The sequence below is a fragment of the uncultured Rothia sp. genome (genome assembly GCF_916049665.1).
In the GTDB taxonomy this organism is placed as follows: Bacteria; Actinomycetota; Actinomycetes; order Actinomycetales; family Micrococcaceae; genus Rothia.
Genome location: NZ_CAJZIE010000014.1, coordinates 1 through 17,524, shown reverse-complemented (window position 1 = coordinate 17,524; position 17,524 = coordinate 1). Strand labels below are relative to the sequence as shown.

14 protein-coding genes and 1 riboswitch are annotated in these 17,524 nt (G+C 62.1%); of the genes, 7 read left to right on the top strand and 7 right to left on the bottom strand.

The genetic code is table 11. The features are described from left to right. Nucleotides 1–122: 122 nt before the first annotated feature. The 3 genes from dusB to QZ540_RS02455 all read right to left on the bottom strand — a co-directional run bounded on the left by dusB (nt 123) and on the right by QZ540_RS02455 (nt 4,039). Nucleotides 123–1,289, bottom strand: a complete 1,167-nt coding sequence (dusB, locus tag QZ540_RS02465) for a tRNA dihydrouridine synthase DusB (RefSeq protein WP_044150672.1) — start codon at nt 1,287–1,289, stop codon at nt 123–125. Between the two features lie 266 nt (nt 1,290–1,555). Further along, the gene (locus tag QZ540_RS02460) at nt 1,556–2,533 is read right to left on the bottom strand and encodes a GNAT family N-acetyltransferase (protein WP_294627475.1); all 978 of its coding nucleotides are present in this window, start codon (nt 2,531–2,533) and stop codon (nt 1,556–1,558) included. 126 nt (nt 2,534–2,659) lie between these two features. Beyond that, nucleotides 2,660–4,039, bottom strand: a complete 1,380-nt coding sequence (locus QZ540_RS02455; protein WP_294627473.1) for a glycine--tRNA ligase — start codon at nt 4,037–4,039, stop codon at nt 2,660–2,662. A 232-nt stretch (nt 4,040–4,271) separates the two neighbouring features. Between QZ540_RS02455 and QZ540_RS02450 the strand changes: the two genes are divergently transcribed. Further along, on the top strand, nt 4,272–4,487 hold the full coding sequence (locus QZ540_RS02450; RefSeq protein WP_060823767.1) for an RNA-binding S4 domain-containing protein: 216 nt from the start codon (nt 4,272–4,274) through the stop codon (nt 4,485–4,487). 416 nt (nt 4,488–4,903) lie between these two features. Here QZ540_RS02450 and QZ540_RS02445 read toward each other — a convergent pair whose 3' ends face one another. Further along, nucleotides 4,904–5,656 carry an alpha/beta hydrolase gene (locus QZ540_RS02445; protein ID WP_294627471.1) on the bottom strand — a complete coding sequence of 251 codons (753 nt, stop codon included), beginning with the start codon at nt 5,654–5,656 and terminating at the stop codon, nt 4,904–4,906. A 94-nt stretch (nt 5,657–5,750) separates the two neighbouring features. On the opposite strand from QZ540_RS02445, the gene QZ540_RS02440 reads away from it, so the two are divergent. Further along, the gene (locus QZ540_RS02440; RefSeq protein ID WP_294627469.1) at nt 5,751–6,566 is read left to right on the top strand and encodes a MerR family transcriptional regulator; all 816 of its coding nucleotides are present in this window, start codon (nt 5,751–5,753) and stop codon (nt 6,564–6,566) included. Between the two features lie 146 nt (nt 6,567–6,712). Here the strand turns inward: QZ540_RS02440 and QZ540_RS02435 are convergent, their stop codons facing one another. The 3 genes from QZ540_RS02435 to QZ540_RS02425 all read right to left on the bottom strand — a co-directional run bounded on the left by QZ540_RS02435 (nt 6,713) and on the right by QZ540_RS02425 (nt 10,255). Further along, nucleotides 6,713–7,063, bottom strand: coding sequence for a MerR family transcriptional regulator (locus QZ540_RS02435; RefSeq protein WP_070507770.1), 351 nt, complete (start codon nt 7,061–7,063; stop codon nt 6,713–6,715). Between the two features lie 355 nt (nt 7,064–7,418). Further along, a complete protein-coding gene (locus tag QZ540_RS02430; protein ID WP_294627467.1) occupies nt 7,419–8,726 on the bottom strand; it encodes a homoserine O-acetyltransferase in 1,308 nt (435 codons plus the stop codon). 182 nt (nt 8,727–8,908) lie between these two features. Continuing rightward, a complete protein-coding gene (locus QZ540_RS02425) occupies nt 8,909–10,255 on the bottom strand; it encodes a bifunctional o-acetylhomoserine/o-acetylserine sulfhydrylase (protein WP_294627465.1) in 1,347 nt (448 codons plus the stop codon). 105 nt (nt 10,256–10,360) lie between these two features. Beyond that, nucleotides 10,361–10,473: riboswitch (SAM riboswitch) on the bottom strand. Nucleotides 10,474–10,814: 341 nt separating this feature from the next. Between QZ540_RS02425 and QZ540_RS02420 the strand changes: the two genes are divergently transcribed. The 5 genes from QZ540_RS02420 (at nt 10,815) to QZ540_RS02400 (ending at nt 17,218) form a co-directional block, all read left to right on the top strand. Next, nucleotides 10,815–11,801, top strand: a complete 987-nt coding sequence (locus QZ540_RS02420; RefSeq protein ID WP_294627463.1) for an ABC transporter ATP-binding protein — start codon at nt 10,815–10,817, stop codon at nt 11,799–11,801. Beyond that, entirely contained in the window at nt 11,798–12,664 is an 867-nt protein-coding gene (locus tag QZ540_RS02415; protein WP_294627461.1) for an ABC transporter permease, read from the top strand. The genes QZ540_RS02420 and QZ540_RS02415 overlap by 4 nt, the downstream gene beginning before the upstream one ends. 1 nt (nt 12,665) lies before the next feature. Further along, nucleotides 12,666–13,490, top strand: a complete 825-nt coding sequence (locus tag QZ540_RS02410) for an ABC transporter (RefSeq protein WP_294627459.1) — start codon at nt 12,666–12,668, stop codon at nt 13,488–13,490. Nucleotides 13,491–13,597: 107 nt separating this feature from the next. Continuing rightward, on the top strand, nt 13,598–14,800 hold the full coding sequence (gene rsgA / locus QZ540_RS02405; protein ID WP_294627456.1) for a ribosome small subunit-dependent GTPase A: 1,203 nt from the start codon (nt 13,598–13,600) through the stop codon (nt 14,798–14,800). A 240-nt stretch (nt 14,801–15,040) separates the two neighbouring features. After that, on the top strand, nt 15,041–17,218 hold the full coding sequence (locus tag QZ540_RS02400) for a S9 family peptidase (protein WP_294627454.1): 2,178 nt from the start codon (nt 15,041–15,043) through the stop codon (nt 17,216–17,218). Nucleotides 17,219–17,524: the final 306 nt, after the last annotated feature.

Genomic DNA, 17,524 nt, shown 5'->3' with positions numbered 1-17,524 from the left:
CTCAATTCTACGGTGGGGGTCAACAGGTAGCGCCTGTGGGCGTTACGGGTGCACAAAATAGGGGCAGAAAAGGATGCGCCGCGACGCGCAAACAGCACGCCGCGGCACACAAGTACAGGGGGTTAGCCGCCGGAAATGTCCAGCTCAGCCTCCGCCAGGCCCAGACGTTCAGCATCGCCGAGGATGCGCGAATCCAGCCAGCCGTCGGGCAGGTGCGGCTGTTTGGGGCTGCCGGCGCGACCGCGCGAACCCTCCACGGCGGCACCCGGGTAACCAATCGAGTGGTCCAGCTGAGCAATCAGCTCACGGAAGGTCGCCAGGTCGGGCACCTGAGCCATTTTCGCGCGTAGCTCGCCGCCAACCGGGTAGCCCTTGAAGTACCACGCCACGTGCTTGCGAATCTCGCGCAGGCCTCGGGTCTCATCGCCGAAAGTCTCCACCAGCAGTTCTGCATGGCGGTAAATCATGTCCGACACCTCAGTCAGAGTCGGGCGGATACGCTCCGACGAACCCTCAAACGCATTCTGCAGGTCACCAAACAGCCACGGGCGGCCCTGGCAGCCGCGGCCAATCACCACGCCGTCCACGCCGGTCTGCTCAACCATGCGCACCGCATCCTCAGCGGAGAAAATATCGCCATTACCCAGAATCGGCACGTCCGGAATCAGCTCGCGCAGCTGCGCAATGGAATCCCAGTCAGCCTTACCCGAATAATGCTGAGCCGCAGTACGACCGTGCAGAGCAATCGCCGCAACACCGGCATCACGCGCAATCTTGGCGGACTCCAAGAACGTAATGTGGTCGTCGTCGATGCCCTTGCGCATCTTAATGGTCAGCGGAATATCGTTGCGGGACGCCTCTTTCACCGCGGTCTGCACAATCGCCGTGAACAGGTCAGTCTTCCAGGGCAGGGCGGCACCGCCACCGCGGCGAGTCACCTTAGGAGCCGGGCAGCCAAAGTTCAAGTCAATGTGGTCGGCACGGTCCTCTTCAACGACCATGCGCACAGCCTTACCGACGTTGACCGCGTCCACACCATAAATCTGGATGGAGCGGATCTTCTCGTCCGGGTCATGCTCAATAATGCGCATGGACTCGGGCTTACGCTCCACGAGGGCGCGCGCAGTCACCATCTCGGTAACGTACAGGCCGCCGCCATATTCACTGCAGAGGCGACGGAAAGCCTTATTGGTCACGCCAGCCATCGGGGCGAGAACCACGGGAGTATCAACGGTCAGTTTGCCCAGTTTCAGGGGCGGAAGGGTAAGACGGGGTGCTTCAGAATTCACCCCTATATTGTGGCATACGGGGGCAAATCGAGAACCGGACTCAGCTGACGGGGTACAGAGGCACAGCGCAGGCGGATTTTTTGGAGGCGCGGTGCATGCTGAGCCGCAGAGGCGCCCGGCGGCGGTAGTCGGCGGCGAGCGCAGGTACGCGAAAGGGGCAGCACACAAAAAAAGGGGCAGGGAAGCATTCCACTCCCCCGCCCCTCTCAGCAAGAGCCAGCCAGCAGGCTCAGTACCGAGCATCTACTCGGAATCTACCCGAGAACCTACTCGGTCACGTAAATATAGGTCGGGTCACCCTCCACCGAAGCAGTGCCGGCACGCAGCAGCACGTCGGTCACCTGAACCAGCGCCTCCATGGCGTCATCAACCTCAACCAGCACCGGGTACTTAGCGCTCAGCAGGGACAGCACCTGCATAATCGCCTCCACAGCGCCCTCATTATCGAAGTCGTAGCCCAGCAGCAGCTCGGTGGCAGTGTTCTCGTTTACCAGCGCCGCCTCCGGGTCGGTCTCGAAGGGGTGGTAGCTCACCGCAAACGCCACAATCGGGCCCTTCTTACCCTCAGCAGCCGCCTCACGAATATGGTCGCGAAGCACCACGGCACCAAAAGCGCGCACCTCATCCGAGAGGAAGTAGCGGTTCACGGTACCCAGACCCACCTCGGCGGGCACATCCCACTCGTGAGCGCGGCGGTAAAAATTCCACAGCGCAGAAGTCAGCTCCACCGAACCGGTCGCCAAATCCTCAATCGCCTGAGTCTCGTTACCGTCAGCATCCTCACGCAGAGACACCGGGGGAATCGCGCCCGGCTCCACACGCACCATACGGGAGCGCTGAATCAGCTTCATGCCGGCAGCCTGCGCGAACTCCTCACCGTCGCTAAACGGCGCTAGCTTCACGCGCAGAGCAGTGGTCTGACCGTGCGCCGCCGCAATCTCACGCAGCGCATTCAGCAGCGCGGTACCAATACCCTGACGGCGGTGATCAGCCGCCACCTCAACATACGACCACAGACGCGCCGGATGCAGCAGCGAAGCCACCACGGTACCCGCCGCCACCGGAACACCCGAAACAGTCACCACCAGAGTGCGGCTAAACGGCGCATCCGTATCCGGGCCGAAAAGGCCACGCTGGCGCTCCTCAACCTCATTGCGGGCAGAGTTCCAGATTTCAAGCAGGGCAAGGTCATCACCCTCCTGCCAGGGGCGAATCTCAAATTTTTCGCTAAGGCGTTCAGCCATATCCGTGTGCCTTCCTTCGCTCGCGTCTATCGTGCCAATCAGTCTAACCAGGGTAGCCCAAATACACGACGGCGGGTAGCCTCTTTCGCTCTAAGAGGCTACCCGCCGACCGTGTGATGAATATTTTTAGCCTGCCAGGCGTGCAGCCAGGTAGGACTTCACCTGATTCAGAGCCACACGCTCCTGGTTCATGGTGTCACGCTCGCGGATGGTCACAGCCTGATCCTCGAGGGTATCGAAGTCCACGGTGATGCAGAACGGGGTACCGATCTCATCCTGGCGGCGGTAACGGCGACCAATAGCGCCCGCCTCGTCGTAGTCCACGTTCCACAGGCCGCGCAGCTCGTTCGCCAGCTTGGTTGCCGGCTCAGACAGTTCAGCCTTCTTGGACAGCGGCAGAACAGCAGCCTTGACCGGTGCCAGGCGCGGGTCAAGCTTCAGCACGACGCGCTTGTCCACGCCACCCTTGGTGTTGGGTGCCTCGTCCTCAACGTATGCGTCAACGAGGAACGCCATCATGGAGCGGGTCAGACCGAAGGACGGCTCAATCACGTACGGCACGTAACGCTCGCCGGTAGCCTGGTCGAAGTACTCAAGCTTCGCGTTGGAGTGCTTGTTGTGAACGCCCAGGTCGTAGTCGGTACGGTTCGCAACACCCATCAGCTCGCCCCACTCGGAGCCCTGGAAGCCGAAGCGGTACTCAACGTCAATGGTGCCAGCCGAGTAGTGTGCACGCTCTTCCTTGGGAACGTCGAAGCGGCGCATGTTGTCCGGGTTGATGCCCAGGTCAACGAACCAGTTCCAGCAGTCCTCAACCCACTCGTTGAAGTACTTGTCAGCGTCGTCCGGGTGCACGAAGTACTCGATTTCCATCTGCTCGAACTCACGAGTACGGAAAATAAAGTTACCGGGAGTGATCTCGTTACGGAACGACTTACCAATCTGGCCAATACCGAACGGCGGGCGCTTACGAGAAGCAGTGACCACGTTGTTGAAGTTCACGAAAATACCCTGAGCGGTCTCCGGGCGCAGGAAGTGCAGACCCTCCTCATTATCAACCGGGCCCAGGTAAGTCTTCATCAGACCGGAGAAGTTCTGCGGCTCAGTCCACTCACCACGAGTACCGCAGTTCGGGCAAGCAATCTCTTCCATGCCCTCAGCCGCGCGGCCCTTCTTCGCCTCAAAGTTCTCCAGCAGGTGATCCTGACGCAGACGCTTGTGGCACGACAGGCACTCAACCAGCGGGTCGGTGAAGGTCGCCACGTGACCGGACGCCTCCCACACCGCACGAGGCAGAATAACGGAGGAATCCAGGCCAACCATGTCCGCACGGGAGCGGACGAAACGCTGCCACCACTGCTGACGGATGTTTTCCTTCAGTTCTGCACCGAGGGGGCCGTAGTCCCATGCGGAGCGGGAACCGCCGTAAATTTCACCGGCCTGGAAAACAAAGCCGCGGCGCTTCGCGAGCGCAATAACGTTATCGAGGGTGGACTTTTCAGCCATAGTTACTCCTTCTGCCCCGCCACCGGCTGTGACGTGCGTGAGTTCGGGTTCATAAGGGACGCCGCCCAGAACGGGGCGCCCGCATTCGCGCTCATCGGCGCAATATGCACACTTTTTGATGCAAGACACTAGGGTACCATCACCAACCCGCCCCTGGGTATGCCCACCCGGCCCACCACTCCCCCATTTTTGCCGAACACCAGGATGCACCCGGCGGGATAAACTAGGAAGCATGGAAGAAATTTTTATTCGCGACGACATGATCCGCCTCGGCCAGTTCCTCAAGCTCGCCAACCTCGTAGAGGACGGTGCGCAGGCACGCGAGGTCATTCAGCACGGCCTGGTCAAGGTCAACGGCGACATTGAAGAAGCACGCGGCAAGCAGCTGCACCCCGGCGACACCGTCAGCTTTAACGGCGTGACCGTGAAGGTTGCGCACGAGGACTAGCACTCCCCTTAACGCGAAAGCTTGAGGGGACAGTGTACGTCCTCGTTCCTACAGGGAACCCGCCCTCGCTTCGCTTCGGGCACCCTGATGTCACTACGGACGACACCGCCCCTCCGCGCGCACCAAGTCGCGTACTGCGGACAGCCGGGGTAGCTATACCCTCCGGAAGCGACATCAGGGTGCCGCCCCGGGCGCTCTCCGCAGCGAAGCAAGGAGAGGGCGGAGCGTCCGGGTGCGGCGGGTGCCCCTGCAGGAGCGGAGGAAGGGTATAGCATCCCACCCACCCAGCCCTGTAGGAACGAGGACGATAACCGCCTTTCAAACGGAAGCAACCGGAACGCCGTATCCCACATGGACGCAAAAGCTAAACGTAAAGCCCCCGAGTTGATGACCCGGGGGCTTTACGTTTAATCGATTTACGCGTCAGAGCCGTCAGCGGTGCCGGTCGCCTCCGCAACCTTCTGCGCACGAATACGCGGCTCCTTACCCTGCACCTTCACCTCCAGGAACTCGCCCACATGGCGAATCTCCATGGGGCCAACGCCGTGGCCGATACCGGCGTACAGCACCTTAATGCCGTCGGTGTACTTGCGGATCCAGTCGTAGGTGTAGTTCACCATCTCCTGCGGGATGACGGGGTCTTCCTGGTCGCGACCGAAGAACACCGGCAGCTGGGTTTCCTTGAGCTCCTCGTCCTTGAAATAGGGCGAGTCGGAGTCCACCGCGTAGCCGGACAGGCCCACCACGGCGGCAAACTCGCCGGGGGCGTGACGCACCATCGAGGTTGCGATGCCCATGCCCTGCGAGAAGCCCAGCAGGGTCACCGAAGCGTACGGTTCACGGTTTGCGCGCACCCACTCCAGCACGTAGTCGCTCGCCTGTTCAATGGCGCGCTGGTCAGATTCGAGCTGCTGGTTCAGCGGGTACCACTGGTAGCCGATAGCGTCCGCAGCAATGTAGGCGCCGGTCGAGTCCGCGGAGAACTGGGTGCCAACCGGCTGCGGTGCGCGCATGGAGGCGTAGGTGAAGCCCTCCTGCGGAAGGTGCGCTGCCAGGGACAGCAGGTCGTGCTCCTGGGAGCCGTAGCCGTGCAGCATGAGCACCAGGTGGGTGCCTGCGCGTTCGTTCTCGGGGCGGGTGTATTCGACGACGTATTTGTTTTCGCTCATGCACCCATCTTAGCGAGGACTCCCCCACAAACCTGCACCGCGGGTTCCGCCGCTAGCTTGACCCTCACCTAACGTCAGGTTCTACAGTGAAACCATGGACGCGAACATAACACCGCCTGACGGGCAGCATGAATACACGGTAGGAGAAGCGGCATCATTGCACGGGCTAACAGTCCGCACCCTGCACCACTGGGAGCAACGAGGCCTACTCAACCCGGCACACGATGAGTTCAACGGGTACCGATACTACACCGATGCAGATCTTGAACGAATCACCGTCATCATGGGATACCGCGCCACCGGCATGAGCCTTGACGCCATTCACAACATACTGCAGGACGAAGCGAACAGTACCGAGCACCTACTCGCTCAACGGGATATGCTTCAACGCAAAATCGTCGCGTACGGGCGCATGCTTGAAACCATCGAACACCTTTTGGAGGACGCTATGGCACCTAAGAATGAGCAGCTCAGCGCTGCCGAAAAAGCAGAAATTATGGGTGAGGGGTTCAGCCTCACCCACCAGCAGGAGGCGCAGGAGCGTTACGGAAAAACTGACGACTGGGCCGAGTACCAGCGCCGTACTGCAACGATGAACCGTGCCGACTGGCAGAACGGCAAACAGCAGGTTGAGGAGGTGGAACAGGCCCTCGTCGAGGCGTTCAACCGCGGCGTGAAGCCGGGTAGCGAGGAGGCGAATGCGCTCGCCGAGCGGCACCGCGCCTCCCTGTTCTTCTTTGAGGTGACCCCCGCTAAGCACACTATTTTGGCTCGCGGCTACGTTGAGGATGCCCGCTTCAAGGCTTACTACGAGAAGCTTGCACCCGGGCTTGCGGAGTGGCTGCGGGAGGTCATCTTTGAGAACGCTCGTGCACACGGTGTTGATCCGGAGAAAACTACTTGGGGGTAGACTTTCGGGGTAAAGATACCTCGTGTCTGAGCTTGAGTAGTTGAACACGAGCAGCTGAGCATGATTAGCTGAGCACAGAAAAACGCCCGGTATTCCCAACGTTGGGAATACCGGGCGTTTATACGCGTCTGCAGAAGACTAGTTACCTAGCGGGTGCCGTCGAGGTGACGGCGGTGCTCCTGAATACGGCGATCCAGGTGCTCAAGGTTCTGCTGCAACCCCACAATCTCATCCTCAATCTTCTGACGGGCACGCTCCATCACATCAATAGATAGGGCGTGGTCGTCCGGATTGCTCAAAATCGTGCGAATGTCGGCAAGACTCATTCCGGCCTGACGGCAGGTAGCAATAAACCGTGCCGAGGAGATGGACTCCTCGTCAAAAACGCGAGTTCCGTGAGCATCACGGGGCACAGCAATGAGCCCCTCTTTCTCGTAATAGCGCAGGGCGTGGGTGCTCACCCCCAACTGCTCCGCTACCTCTTGAATGCTTACCACAACTTTAATGCTATGGGGTTAGAGCGGGTCTAAAGCAAACCGAGAACCCTTACCTTCCAGTGCAACAGGAGGCTACTTCCGCGGTATCTCGCGGAGGTTTCGCAAAGCACCCGGAAAACCGGAAAATATTCCCTGACTTGGCACAACACACTTCATAAAGATAGAAAAAATGCCGGACGCTCGCATCATACGAACGCCCGGCATTCTATTACATAACCCTAAGGGTGAAGGTTAATTCACGGTGAGCGGAAGGACAGTTGAGAATACCCATTCATTCCCTCACAATCCCACACCCACTGTTTGGATAAAACAACATTCAGCAGGATGCGTGAAACGCCTTCGGGTGCCGGTTGAGTTAGCGAGTAACAGCGCCGTACAGACGAGTCATCGATTCCAAAGCTTCACGTTCACGCTGCGCCTCACTCGGGGCGGCGGATTCATCTTCAACGCCCAGGGCGCGCGCCAGAATCTTCTCCACCTGCTTCGCCTCGATCAGGAAGCCATCATGGCCATGGTTCGACTCAATAATGTCCACGGTAACCGGGGTGGGCAACGCCTCCGCGAGACGGTGCGACTCGTGCGGGAAGAATAGACGGTCCGTATTCACCGCCGCAATGGTCCACTCACAATCGGTGTGCGCCAGCGCCTGCGCCAGGGTGCCGCGGCCACGAGCCACATCGTGCGAAATCAGCGCCTCGTTAACCGCCAGGTAGCTGTTCGCGTCAAAACGCTCAACCAGCTTGGCGCCGTGGTGGTCCAGGTAGCTTTCGATGGCGTAGCGACCGCGCGGCTCACCCAGGGAGCCACCCACGGTGCTTTCGCCGCGGTTTTCCTCGCGACCGAAGCGGTGCTCCAGCTCGGCTGGGCTACGGTAGGTGGTGTGCGCAATACGGCGCGCCAAGGCAAGACCCGCAGTCGGCGCGGGACCGTTGTAGTAGTCGCCGCCGGCAAAGTTCGCGTCCGAACGAATTGCAATGTTCTGGGTGTGAGCCCAGGAAATCTGCTCAGCAGTAGCCGAAGGACCGGAGGCGATGACCGCGCATCCGCGTACCAGCTCGGGGTTAGTCGCCGCCCACTCCAGTGCGCGAGCGCCACCGAGGGAACCACCAATTACGTAGCGGAAGCTGGTCACGCCCAGGGCACGAGCCAGGTGCGCCTCCGCACGTACCGAGTCGCGGATACTGACCTGCGGGAAGCGGGAACCCCAGTGCTCGCCGGCACCCGGGTAGCCCTCGGGAATGATGCTTGCCGGGCCGGTGGAGCCGTAGCAGCCGCCCAGAATATTGGGGGCAATCACGAAGTAGCGATTAGTGTCCACGACCGAGCCGGGGCCCACGATGCCTTCCCACCAGCCGTCCGATTCGATAGCGCGAATCAGCGGGGCGGGCATGTCGGGGGTGGGCACGCCGCGAGAAACATGCGTGTCACCGGTGAGCGCGTGCAGAATCAGGATGGCGTTATCGCCAGCATCGTTGAGGGTGCCCCAGGTTTCGTAGCCGATGGTGACCTGCGGCAGGGTTACGCCGGATTCGAGCTCCAGGTCGCCGATGTTCAGCTGACGCAGGTAGCCTTGCGCTTCGGGATGCTCGCGCTGGGTGCCCGCCACGGGGATGGGTGCGGTAACAGGCTGGTTGGTAGTGGTGGAGTTGAGCGGGGTAGTCATAGGGTTCCCTCCACGGGGTTGGCCGGCGGGATAGTGCCGGGTGTGAGCGGGTACGCTCCTGCGGACTCAAGTACTGACGGGGCAGCCAACGCTACCCGCTACGAAAAGTGCTGTAACAGGGAATCCGCAGGTGGACCGAAAAACCGTAGTCTTTCCGGTCCACCTGCGGGTTGCATCACCGTTTAGGAGAGGGTGTCGAAGCCCAGCTGCAGGTCGGCGAGAATATCGTCGATGTTCTCAATACCGACTGCCAGGCGGACGAAGTTCGGGTACACGCCAATCTTCTCCAGCTCCTCAGCGGAAAGCTGGGAGTGGGTGGTGGAGGCGGGGTGAATCACGAGCGAGCGCACGTCACCGATGTTCGCCACGTTGGAGTGCAGCTTCAGTGCATCCACGAAGTCGCGGGTCTGCTCCAGGGTTGCGCCCTTGAGGGTGAAGCCGAGCACCGCGCCGGGGCCCTTGGGCAGGTACTTCTGTGCGCGCTCGTACCAGGGGGAGGATTCCACGCCAGCCCAGATAACCCTGTCGACCTGCGGGTTTGCTTCGAGCCAGTGGGCGACCTTAGTGGCGTTCTCAATGTGGCGTTCGATGCGCAAGGAGAGGGTCTCCAGGCCGATGCCGATGTTGAAGGCGTTGGTCGGGGAGATTGCGGCGCCGGTGTCGCGCAGTAGGGAGACGCGTGCCTTCAGGATGTAGGAGAGGTTCGCGCCGAATGCGGAGTCCTTGCCCAGGTCGCGTGCGTAGACCAGGCCGTGGTAGCCGGGGGCGGGCTGGTTGAATTTGGGGAACTTCTCGGGGTCTGCACCGTAGTCGAAGTTACCGGAGTCAACAATCACACCGCCGATGGAGGTGCCGTGGCCACCCAGGTACTTGGTTGCGGAGTGGACCACCACGTCCGCGCCGTGCTCGATGGGGCGCAGCAGGTAGGGGGTGGGTACGGTGTTGTCCACGATCAGGGGCACACCGTTCTCGTGCGCAATTGCGGCGATGGGCTCGATGTCGAGCACGTCGTTGCGGGGGTTGGGCACGGACTCGCCGTAGAAGAGCTTGGTGTTGGGGCGGACTGCGGCGCGCCATGCGTCCAGGTCGTCCGGGTCCTCAACGAAGGTGGTTTCGATACCGAGGTCGGCGAGGGTGTACTTGAGCAGGTTGTAGGTGCCGCCGTACACGGAGGGCGAGGCGACCACGTGGTCACCGGCACCGGCAATGTTCAGGATTGCGTAGGTGATAGCTGCCTGACCGGATGCCAGCAGCAGCGCGCCAACGCCGCCTTCCAGGGAGGCGATACGGTTTTCGATAGCTTCCTGGGTGGGGTTGTTGAGGCGAGTGTAGATGGGGCCCAGCTCGGCGAGGGCGAAACGGTTCGCTGCCTGCTCGGCGCTGTCAAAGACGAAGGAAGTGGTCTGGTAGATGGGTAGTGCCCGAGCTCCCGTTGCTGCATCCGGCGCCTGACCTGCGTGGATCTGGCGGGTTTCGAACTTCCAACCGGCGGGGTTGGCGGGAGTCGGGACGGTAGTGTTGTTGCTCATGCGTGGCTCTCCTAAGGGGATAGTTAGGGGGCCGCATGCCGATTGGTACAGGAATCGTCGTCGAATGGTCCTGTCACGATTGATGTACCGGTTTCGGTCACATCGGTCCCGCGCTTGCGTCACGCTTGTGCGTGCCGCCCGGTCTTCACCCAGGGCACCCCACCGCGGAGGAGGGTTGCCGGCCAGCTAGCTGGGGCTTATCGCTGGCGCTCTTGACCTGTTATTTAGAGTGTCACAGGGCACGGGGCGGGGTCAAGAGGTTTGTGGGTGCGCGGTACTTTAAGACATTTCATTGCAAAGATGACGTTTTTTAACGTCCGTAACAAAAACCCGCCTGCAACAAAACGTTGGTGACAATACCGGGCGGCAATCGAGGGGTTTGGAGACCCCCTTCCACATACAGTAACCCCCATCACTTTTATCCGCGCTTTTCGGTACACTGAGACTACAACGCTGACTACACATACATTCACGCAGGGCGCGGCGCACTCCGCCGTTTATCCTGCCCAGCTTCCCTCCGGTACAGGGGCCAGAGGGTCATACCCGAAGGTTACCTACCATGTCTCTTGTTCTTGACGCCGCGCAGCTCAGCCGCGTCTTTGGCAAAGGTGAAAACGCTTTTACCGCCGTCGACCGGGTGTCGCTTCGCGTTAGCTCCGGCGAAATTCACGCCCTCCTCGGCCCCAACGGTGCGGGCAAAACGACGACCGTGCAGATGTGCTCGACCCTGCTCACACCCACCAGCGGTAGCCTCACCGTGAATGGCGTTGACGCTATCGCTCACCCGCAGCGGGCTCGCCGTCACGTGGGTCTCGCACTCGGCGGAGACAGCGGTTTCTACCCGCGCGCCAGTGCCCGCGATAACCTACTCTTCTTTGCGGATGTTGCGGGGGTTTCCGGGCGATCTCGACGGCACGAGGTGGACCACGCCCTAGCTCGTGTGGAACTTACCGACGCGGCAACGCGGCCCGTCCAGGAGTTTTCCCGCGGTATGAAGCAGCGCCTGCATATTGCCCGCGCGCTGCTCGGTTCCCCTTCCCTGCTTCTGCTGGATGAGCCGACCAACGGGCTCGATCCCGATATCGCCCTGACCGTGCGCGCGCTGATCCGGTCCCTCGCGGAGGACGGCGCTGCCGTTCTGCTGACGAGTCACCTGCTGGGCGAAATCGAGGATTTGGCGCATACCATCACCGTTTTGGGCGCCGGTTCTGTCGCCGTGAGCGGTAGCCTCGAGGACGTTGCCGCGCACGCAGGTATTGCCGCCACGACCGTGGTACAGGTCGAGGCCACCGCCACCGAGGGTCTCGATGCGTTGCGCAGCTTCCTCGGCGATCGGGCGACAGTACTTTTTGCCCCGCGCGGATCCGGCTGGGAGCTGACCCTCTACTGGCATGGCGAGCGCACCACGTTCGAGGCGGGCGAGGCACACCGCATCCTGGCGGAGGGGCTTGCCGCCTCACGCATCGGGGCGCGTACCGAACCGTACACGCGCCCGGCGACCCTGGAAGAGGCATACCTGGCGATGGCGGAGGGGCTCAAGCGATGAACGCACAAGGTGCGCACGGTGTTGAAAGTGCGGAGGAGTCCCAGGACCAGCAGTACGACCTGAGACAGGAATGCGCCCGCCAGCTGCGGCTCATGGGCTTTAGCCTGCGGCAATTCCTGACGGTCCCGTACTTTATTCAGCTGCTTATTAGCACGGTGCTCGGGTCGGTCATCCTTCAAGCACTCGCCGTGCATGCGGCGGCGCAGAGCTCCGCGGGTCACTCCGTTAACCCGACCCTGGCGTGGACCCGCGCGGGCATTGTGGGCATGTGGTCGGTCTGCATTGTGTCTGCGGGCATCATCAATTTTGAGCGTTTCCGTGGGACCCTCGTCTATCTGTGCTCGGGGTCGATTTCTCCGGTGCGGGTACTGGCGGCTATCGTTTCGAGCGCCTCCATTGTGGGTCTGGCGGCTTTGCCTCTATCGTGGGCGGTTTGGGCTCTCGTAACGCTTAACCCGCAGGTCACGGACTTTTCTGCCCTCTGGCCGCGCTATGTTCTGGGTGTTCCCATGCTGTGGATTGCCTGTCTGTCGGTCACGTTCATGATTGCGGTGTTCTTTGTGGCGACGCCGAACGCTATCGCCTATGAGGAGCTGCTCCTCGTGCCTGTGTTTATTCTTTCCGGGGTTCTTTTCACGACCGTTGAGGCGCCCGCCTGGCTGGATGCCGCGGGTGCGCTCATTCCCCTGCAGGCGCCGGTGCACCTGCTTCTTGGGCGTACTGCCATAAACACCCCGGCAGATGTGCTCCTACCCGTAATCCAGACGCTCGCCGTGAGCTTCATCTGGGCGGTATGTGCTTTCCTCTTTGCTCGGAAGGCTCTCGCCTCCGCCCGTCGTCGCGGCACCCTGGGGGCGATGTAGCGTGCGTGTTATTGATTCCCTGCCCGGCGTGGTGCGTCGGGCACTGTCGACCGCCTCTATTGGCTGGTCGTCGTCCATTACCTTCGCAACCTTGGGAACGGCTATTACGACCCTGGTGCTCGTGCCGGGCCTCAACGTGCTTTTCACGGTGCTTCTGGGTGCCGACCTCGCCGCAAACGATACTGTGCGCATCGGCTGCGCGACCGCACTGATTGCCACCCTCAGCTCGGTGGCCGCCGGCATTGTCGCGCGCGTCGCTACCGACCGGTGGATTGGCGTCTTCGAGTACGTCTGCACGGCACGCCCGGTGGATGCGGGCTACTGGCTGGGCGCGGCGGCGGTACCCGCGTTGCTGGCTTCCGTGACGGGGCTGAGCAATGTGGGCATCGTGTGGCTGCTATCCCTCACTGCGCCCTCCACCGGGGCGACCTCTGGGCTTCTGCTCGGCGCCATTGCGCTGATGCCGGTTGCGGTTTTGGGCGGGGTCTGCCTGGGCATTTTTGCTGCCGGGCTGGGCCTGTACCTGTCCGATCCGTACACGGGGTCGAATTTCCTGTCGATTATTCTGCCGGTCAGCGCGGGTGTGATCGTTCCGGTGAGCACCTACCCCGCGTGGCTTGCGTGGCTGTGTTCCTGGGTTCCCGGCTCCCGGCTGGTGCAGGCTTTAGACGCCTCTAGCGGTATCGCGGACGGCGCCACCCCGGAGCTCTTCGCGTCCCTGGCGGCAGACGCGGCACTGGCGGTACTCTACGCCGCAGTGGGGTTGGGGCTGACCTTCCTTGCCGCCCGCCGCATCCGCGCCGGTGCCCGCGCCTCGCTGCTATAAGACCTGAATCCGAGATAAAAAGAACGAACCTTTTAAACGCCCCCTCCCCGGCGCGCTATCCGGGTATGACAACCAACCGGGCGCCGCAATCCAGAAAGACTATTCCTGTGACCGTTACTCCCGCCTCATACACCTTAGAGACCCTCGGCTTCGACCCCTCCTGGCGGGGCTCAGCAATCCGCGCCGCGTTCACCCTCAACGGTACTCTCGAGGATTTCACCCTCGCCCGCGTCAGCGCCGTGCACCGCACCCGCTGCGAGTTACTAACCTGCGAGCAGGGCGAACTCGTGAAGCTCTCCGCTCCCCTGCGTCCGGTCGAGAACGACTACGGCGAAGAGGAATACCCCGTCGTGGGCGACTGGGTGCTCGCCCAGCCCATCCCCGGGACCGGTAGCGATAGCCAGCCCGCGGAGCATAAGCCCCTCGCGATTCTGCCCCGCCGAAGCTACCTCACCCGCCCCAGCGCCACCCGCGAATCCTCGGATCAGCCTGTTGCCGCTAACGTGGATATGCTCTGCATTGTTGAGCCGTGCTTCCCCGAGCCGTCCATCGGGCGAATCGAACGCTACACCGCCCTGGCGCACGCTTCCGGGGTGCAGGTCGCGCTGATTCTCACCAAGGGCGATTTGGTGACGGCGGAACAGCTCGCCGGGTATCGGGAGTCCCTGGGTAGCGGCGTGGATGCGGTGCTCACCGTCTGCACGGATAACGGCTACGACCCCGCACCGGTCGCGGAACTCGTCGCAGGGCGTACCGCCGCGTTCCTGGGCCGCAGCGGTGCCGGTAAATCCACCCTGGTTAACGCCCTGCTCAACCCCGGAGTTGACCCCCGCGAGGACAGCTCAGAAAACCGGGTGCAAGCAACCTCCGCGGTTCGCGATGCCGACGGCAAGGGGCGCCACACCACCACCAGCCGCCAGATGATTGTTCTGCCCGGTGCTGGAGAATCCGGCACAGAGCCCTCACTCGGCACAGTGCTGATTGACACCCCGGGCGTGCGAGCGCTCGCCGCCACGAGCGATAGCGCCGCCATTGACGAAACCTTCGACGACGTCTCCAGCTACGCTTCCGCCTGCCGGTACAGCGACTGCTCCCACAGCTCCGAACCCGGATGCGCGGTGCAGCAGGCGCTCGCCGACGGCACCCTCGACCCCGAGCGCTTCGAACGCTACCGCAGGATGATGGCGGAATCTGCGCGCCTGCGTCTACGCTCTCAGGAGCGCGAGTACCGGCAGAGTAACCGCGCCTTCACGAAGGCGAACAAGGCGGGGCGCCGCACCCTCATGTCCATTAAGGGGCGCGCCAACTAGCCGCCGAAAGCGCACGTTGCGGCGAGGCTTCGGTGAGACTTCGGCGGGGCTTCCACAGGCTGAGCCGGGCAACCCCGTACAAGCCGCAATATAGTAGCCTGCCTCACTCTTCGATACACTAGAACTAGGCGTGCCCACAGTCCCCCGCACACCCGCACTGTCACCGCGGCGGCGCAGGAACGCGGGCGCAGACGGCACACACCATTCACAAACCCATAACTCATTGAAAGAGGTGGCAGCATGGCTGAACAGAACCTCACCCCGCCCGTACCGAAGAAGGTCGAGCACCGCCGCGAACACCACGGCGACGTCTTCATCGACCACTACGAATGGCTCCGCGACAAGGAAAGCGAAGAGGTCCTCAACTACCTCAAGGCAGAAGCCGAATACACCGAAGCTGTCACCGCAGACCAGCAGCCCCTCCGCGAGTCCATCTTCAACGAGATTAAGAACCGCACCTTGCTGTCGGATCTGACCGTCCCGAACCGTATCGGTGACTGGTGGTACTACAGCCGCATGGTGCCCGGCGGCCAGTACCCCGTCTTCTACCGCTACCCCGCCCTGCACGAGGGCGACGAGGTGGTGCGCTACACCCCGCCGACCGTCACCCCTGGTGAGGTGCTCGAGGGTGAGGTCGTCATCCTCGACTGCAACGAATACGCCAAGGACATGGAGTTCTTCTCCCTCGGTAGCTTCCAGCCGGCACGTAACGGCAAGTTGCTGAGCATCTCCGTGGATGAGAAGGGCGACGAACGCTACGAGCAGCGCTTCCTCAACATGGAAACCGGCACTTTCCTCGAAGACACCATCCCCAACATTGCGGCTGGCTCCTTCTTCATCAACCACGCCGAACAGCTCATCTACGTGGTCCCTGACGATTCCTGGCGCCCCTGGCGTGTCTACGTGCACGACGTCGGACAGGGCACCGAAGATCACCTCATCTACGAAGAGCCGGACAACACCATGTGGCTCTCGGCGGCCATGAGCTCCGACCGTTCCTCCGTGGTGCTCACCAGCTCGAACTCCGAGTACACGGAGGTGCGCATCGTCCCCACCCGCGAACCCAAGGGCGAGCCGACCTTGCTCATCCCCAAGAGCGCGGGCATCGAATACTACGCTGAGCCGCTCAACATTGCCGGCGAGCAGCACCTGCTCATTCAGCACGACTACAATGCGCTGAACTCCGAGCTGGTGCTTGCAGATATGCCCCGCGAGGGCGAAAGCCTCGAGGAGTACGCGCAGCGTTGGGTACCCGTCATCCGCCACAGCGAGCACGTGCGTCTGGAGGGCTTCACCTTCACCGCAACGCACCTGGTCGTCACCGCCCGCGCAGACACGACCACCCGCATCTTCCTTGCACCGCGTGAGCAGCTGCCCATCCAGTGGCGCCGTCGCCGCCCCGCCGGTGTGACCTTCATGGAGCCCGCCGGTTTCGACGAGGAGCTGTACACCGCATCCGTACTGCGTGCAGAGAACTACTCCCCCGTGTTGCGCATCGCCTACACCTCGTACCTAACCCCGCGCCGCGTCTACGACTACTTCCCCATGTCGCAGACCCTGCTGCTGCGCCGTGAAACCCCGGTGCTGGGCGGCTACAACCGCGAGGACTACCGCGCCTACCGCGACTGGGCACCGGCGGCGGACGGCACGCTCATCCCGATTTCGGTGATTCACCGCGCTGACCTGGACATGAGCCAGCCCCACCCGGTCATCCAGTACGGTTACGGCTCCTACGAGTCGTCCATGGACCCGATGTTCTCCATCCCGATGCTGTCGATCCTGGACCGCGGCGTCATCTACGTCATCGCGCATATTCGCGGCGGCGGCGAGATGGGCCGCTCCTGGTACCAGAACGGCAAGAAGCTCGCGAAGAAGAACACTTTCACCGACTTCGTGGACGTCACCAGCTACATTGCGGCTAAGCCTTGGGCTGATGAGGCGCGTATCGGCTGCTACGGCGGTAGCGCGGGCGGCCTGCTCATGGGTGCCGTGCTGAATCTCGCCCCCGAAAAGTACGCCGCCTGCCTGGCAGCCGTGCCGTTCGTGGATGCGCTGACCACCATCCTCGACCCGGAGCTGCCGCTGTCGGCGATGGAGTGGGAAGAGTGGGGCAACCCGATTGAGGACCCCGAGGTCTACGCCTACATGAAGTCGTACACCCCGTACGAGAACATCCGCCCGGTCCGCTACCCGGCGATTGCCGCGGTGACGAGCTTGCACGACACCCGCGTGCTCTACGTGGAGCCCGCCAAGTGGATTGCGGCGCTGCGTGAGCAGATTGACCCGTCGTCGCCGGTGCCGCTGTTGAAGATTGACATGTCGGGCGGTCACGGTGGTGGTTCCGGCAGGTATACGCGTTGGCGCGAGATCGCGTGGGATTACGCATTCTTGCTGACTCACCTGGGCGTTACTGAGTAGGCTATAACCAACCAAGCCATGCTTTAAAAAGAACGCTCCGTCTGTATCTGGGTGATACGGACGGAGCGTTCTTCGTTTTCGTTCTGAGTATGAAGGGCGGGGCGCCGCATATTTCCTCCGCGCCTACGCAGGGGCACCCGTCACCCGGACGCTCCGCCCCTCCTCGCTCCGCATCGGAGAGCGTCCGGGCTGACACCCTGAGGGCGCATCCGGAAAACACGGCCGCACCCGCACAGTACCCCAGCGCGGAAAGGCGGTATCGTCCGAAAGTGACATCAGGGTGCCCGAAGCGAAGCGAGGGCGGGT

What these genes read in the sequence shown, in the direction of transcription:
- QZ540_RS02450 (WP_060823767.1), top strand. Translation starts at nt 4,272, where the DNA reads ATGGAAGAAATTTTTATTCGCGACGACATGATCCGCCTCGGCCAGTTC.
- QZ540_RS02415 (WP_294627461.1), top strand. Translation starts at nt 11,798, where the DNA reads ATGAACGCACAAGGTGCGCACGGTGTTGAAAGTGCGGAGGAGTCCCAG.
- QZ540_RS02460 (WP_294627475.1), bottom strand. Translation starts at nt 2,533, where the DNA reads ATGGCTGAACGCCTTAGCGAAAAATTTGAGATTCGCCCCTGGCAGGAG.
- QZ540_RS02425 (WP_294627465.1), bottom strand. Translation starts at nt 10,255, where the DNA reads ATGAGCAACAACACTACCGTCCCGACTCCCGCCAACCCCGCCGGTTGG.
- QZ540_RS02455 (WP_294627473.1), bottom strand. Translation starts at nt 4,039, where the DNA reads ATGGCTGAAAAGTCCACCCTCGATAACGTTATTGCGCTCGCGAAGCGC.
- QZ540_RS02400 (WP_294627454.1), top strand. Translation starts at nt 15,041, where the DNA reads ATGGCTGAACAGAACCTCACCCCGCCCGTACCGAAGAAGGTCGAGCAC.
- QZ540_RS02440 (WP_294627469.1), top strand. Translation starts at nt 5,751, where the DNA reads ATGGACGCGAACATAACACCGCCTGACGGGCAGCATGAATACACGGTA.
- QZ540_RS02420 (WP_294627463.1), top strand. Translation starts at nt 10,815, where the DNA reads ATGTCTCTTGTTCTTGACGCCGCGCAGCTCAGCCGCGTCTTTGGCAAA.
- QZ540_RS02445 (WP_294627471.1), bottom strand. Translation starts at nt 5,656, where the DNA reads ATGAGCGAAAACAAATACGTCGTCGAATACACCCGCCCCGAGAACGAA.
- QZ540_RS02430 (WP_294627467.1), bottom strand. Translation starts at nt 8,726, where the DNA reads ATGACTACCCCGCTCAACTCCACCACTACCAACCAGCCTGTTACCGCA.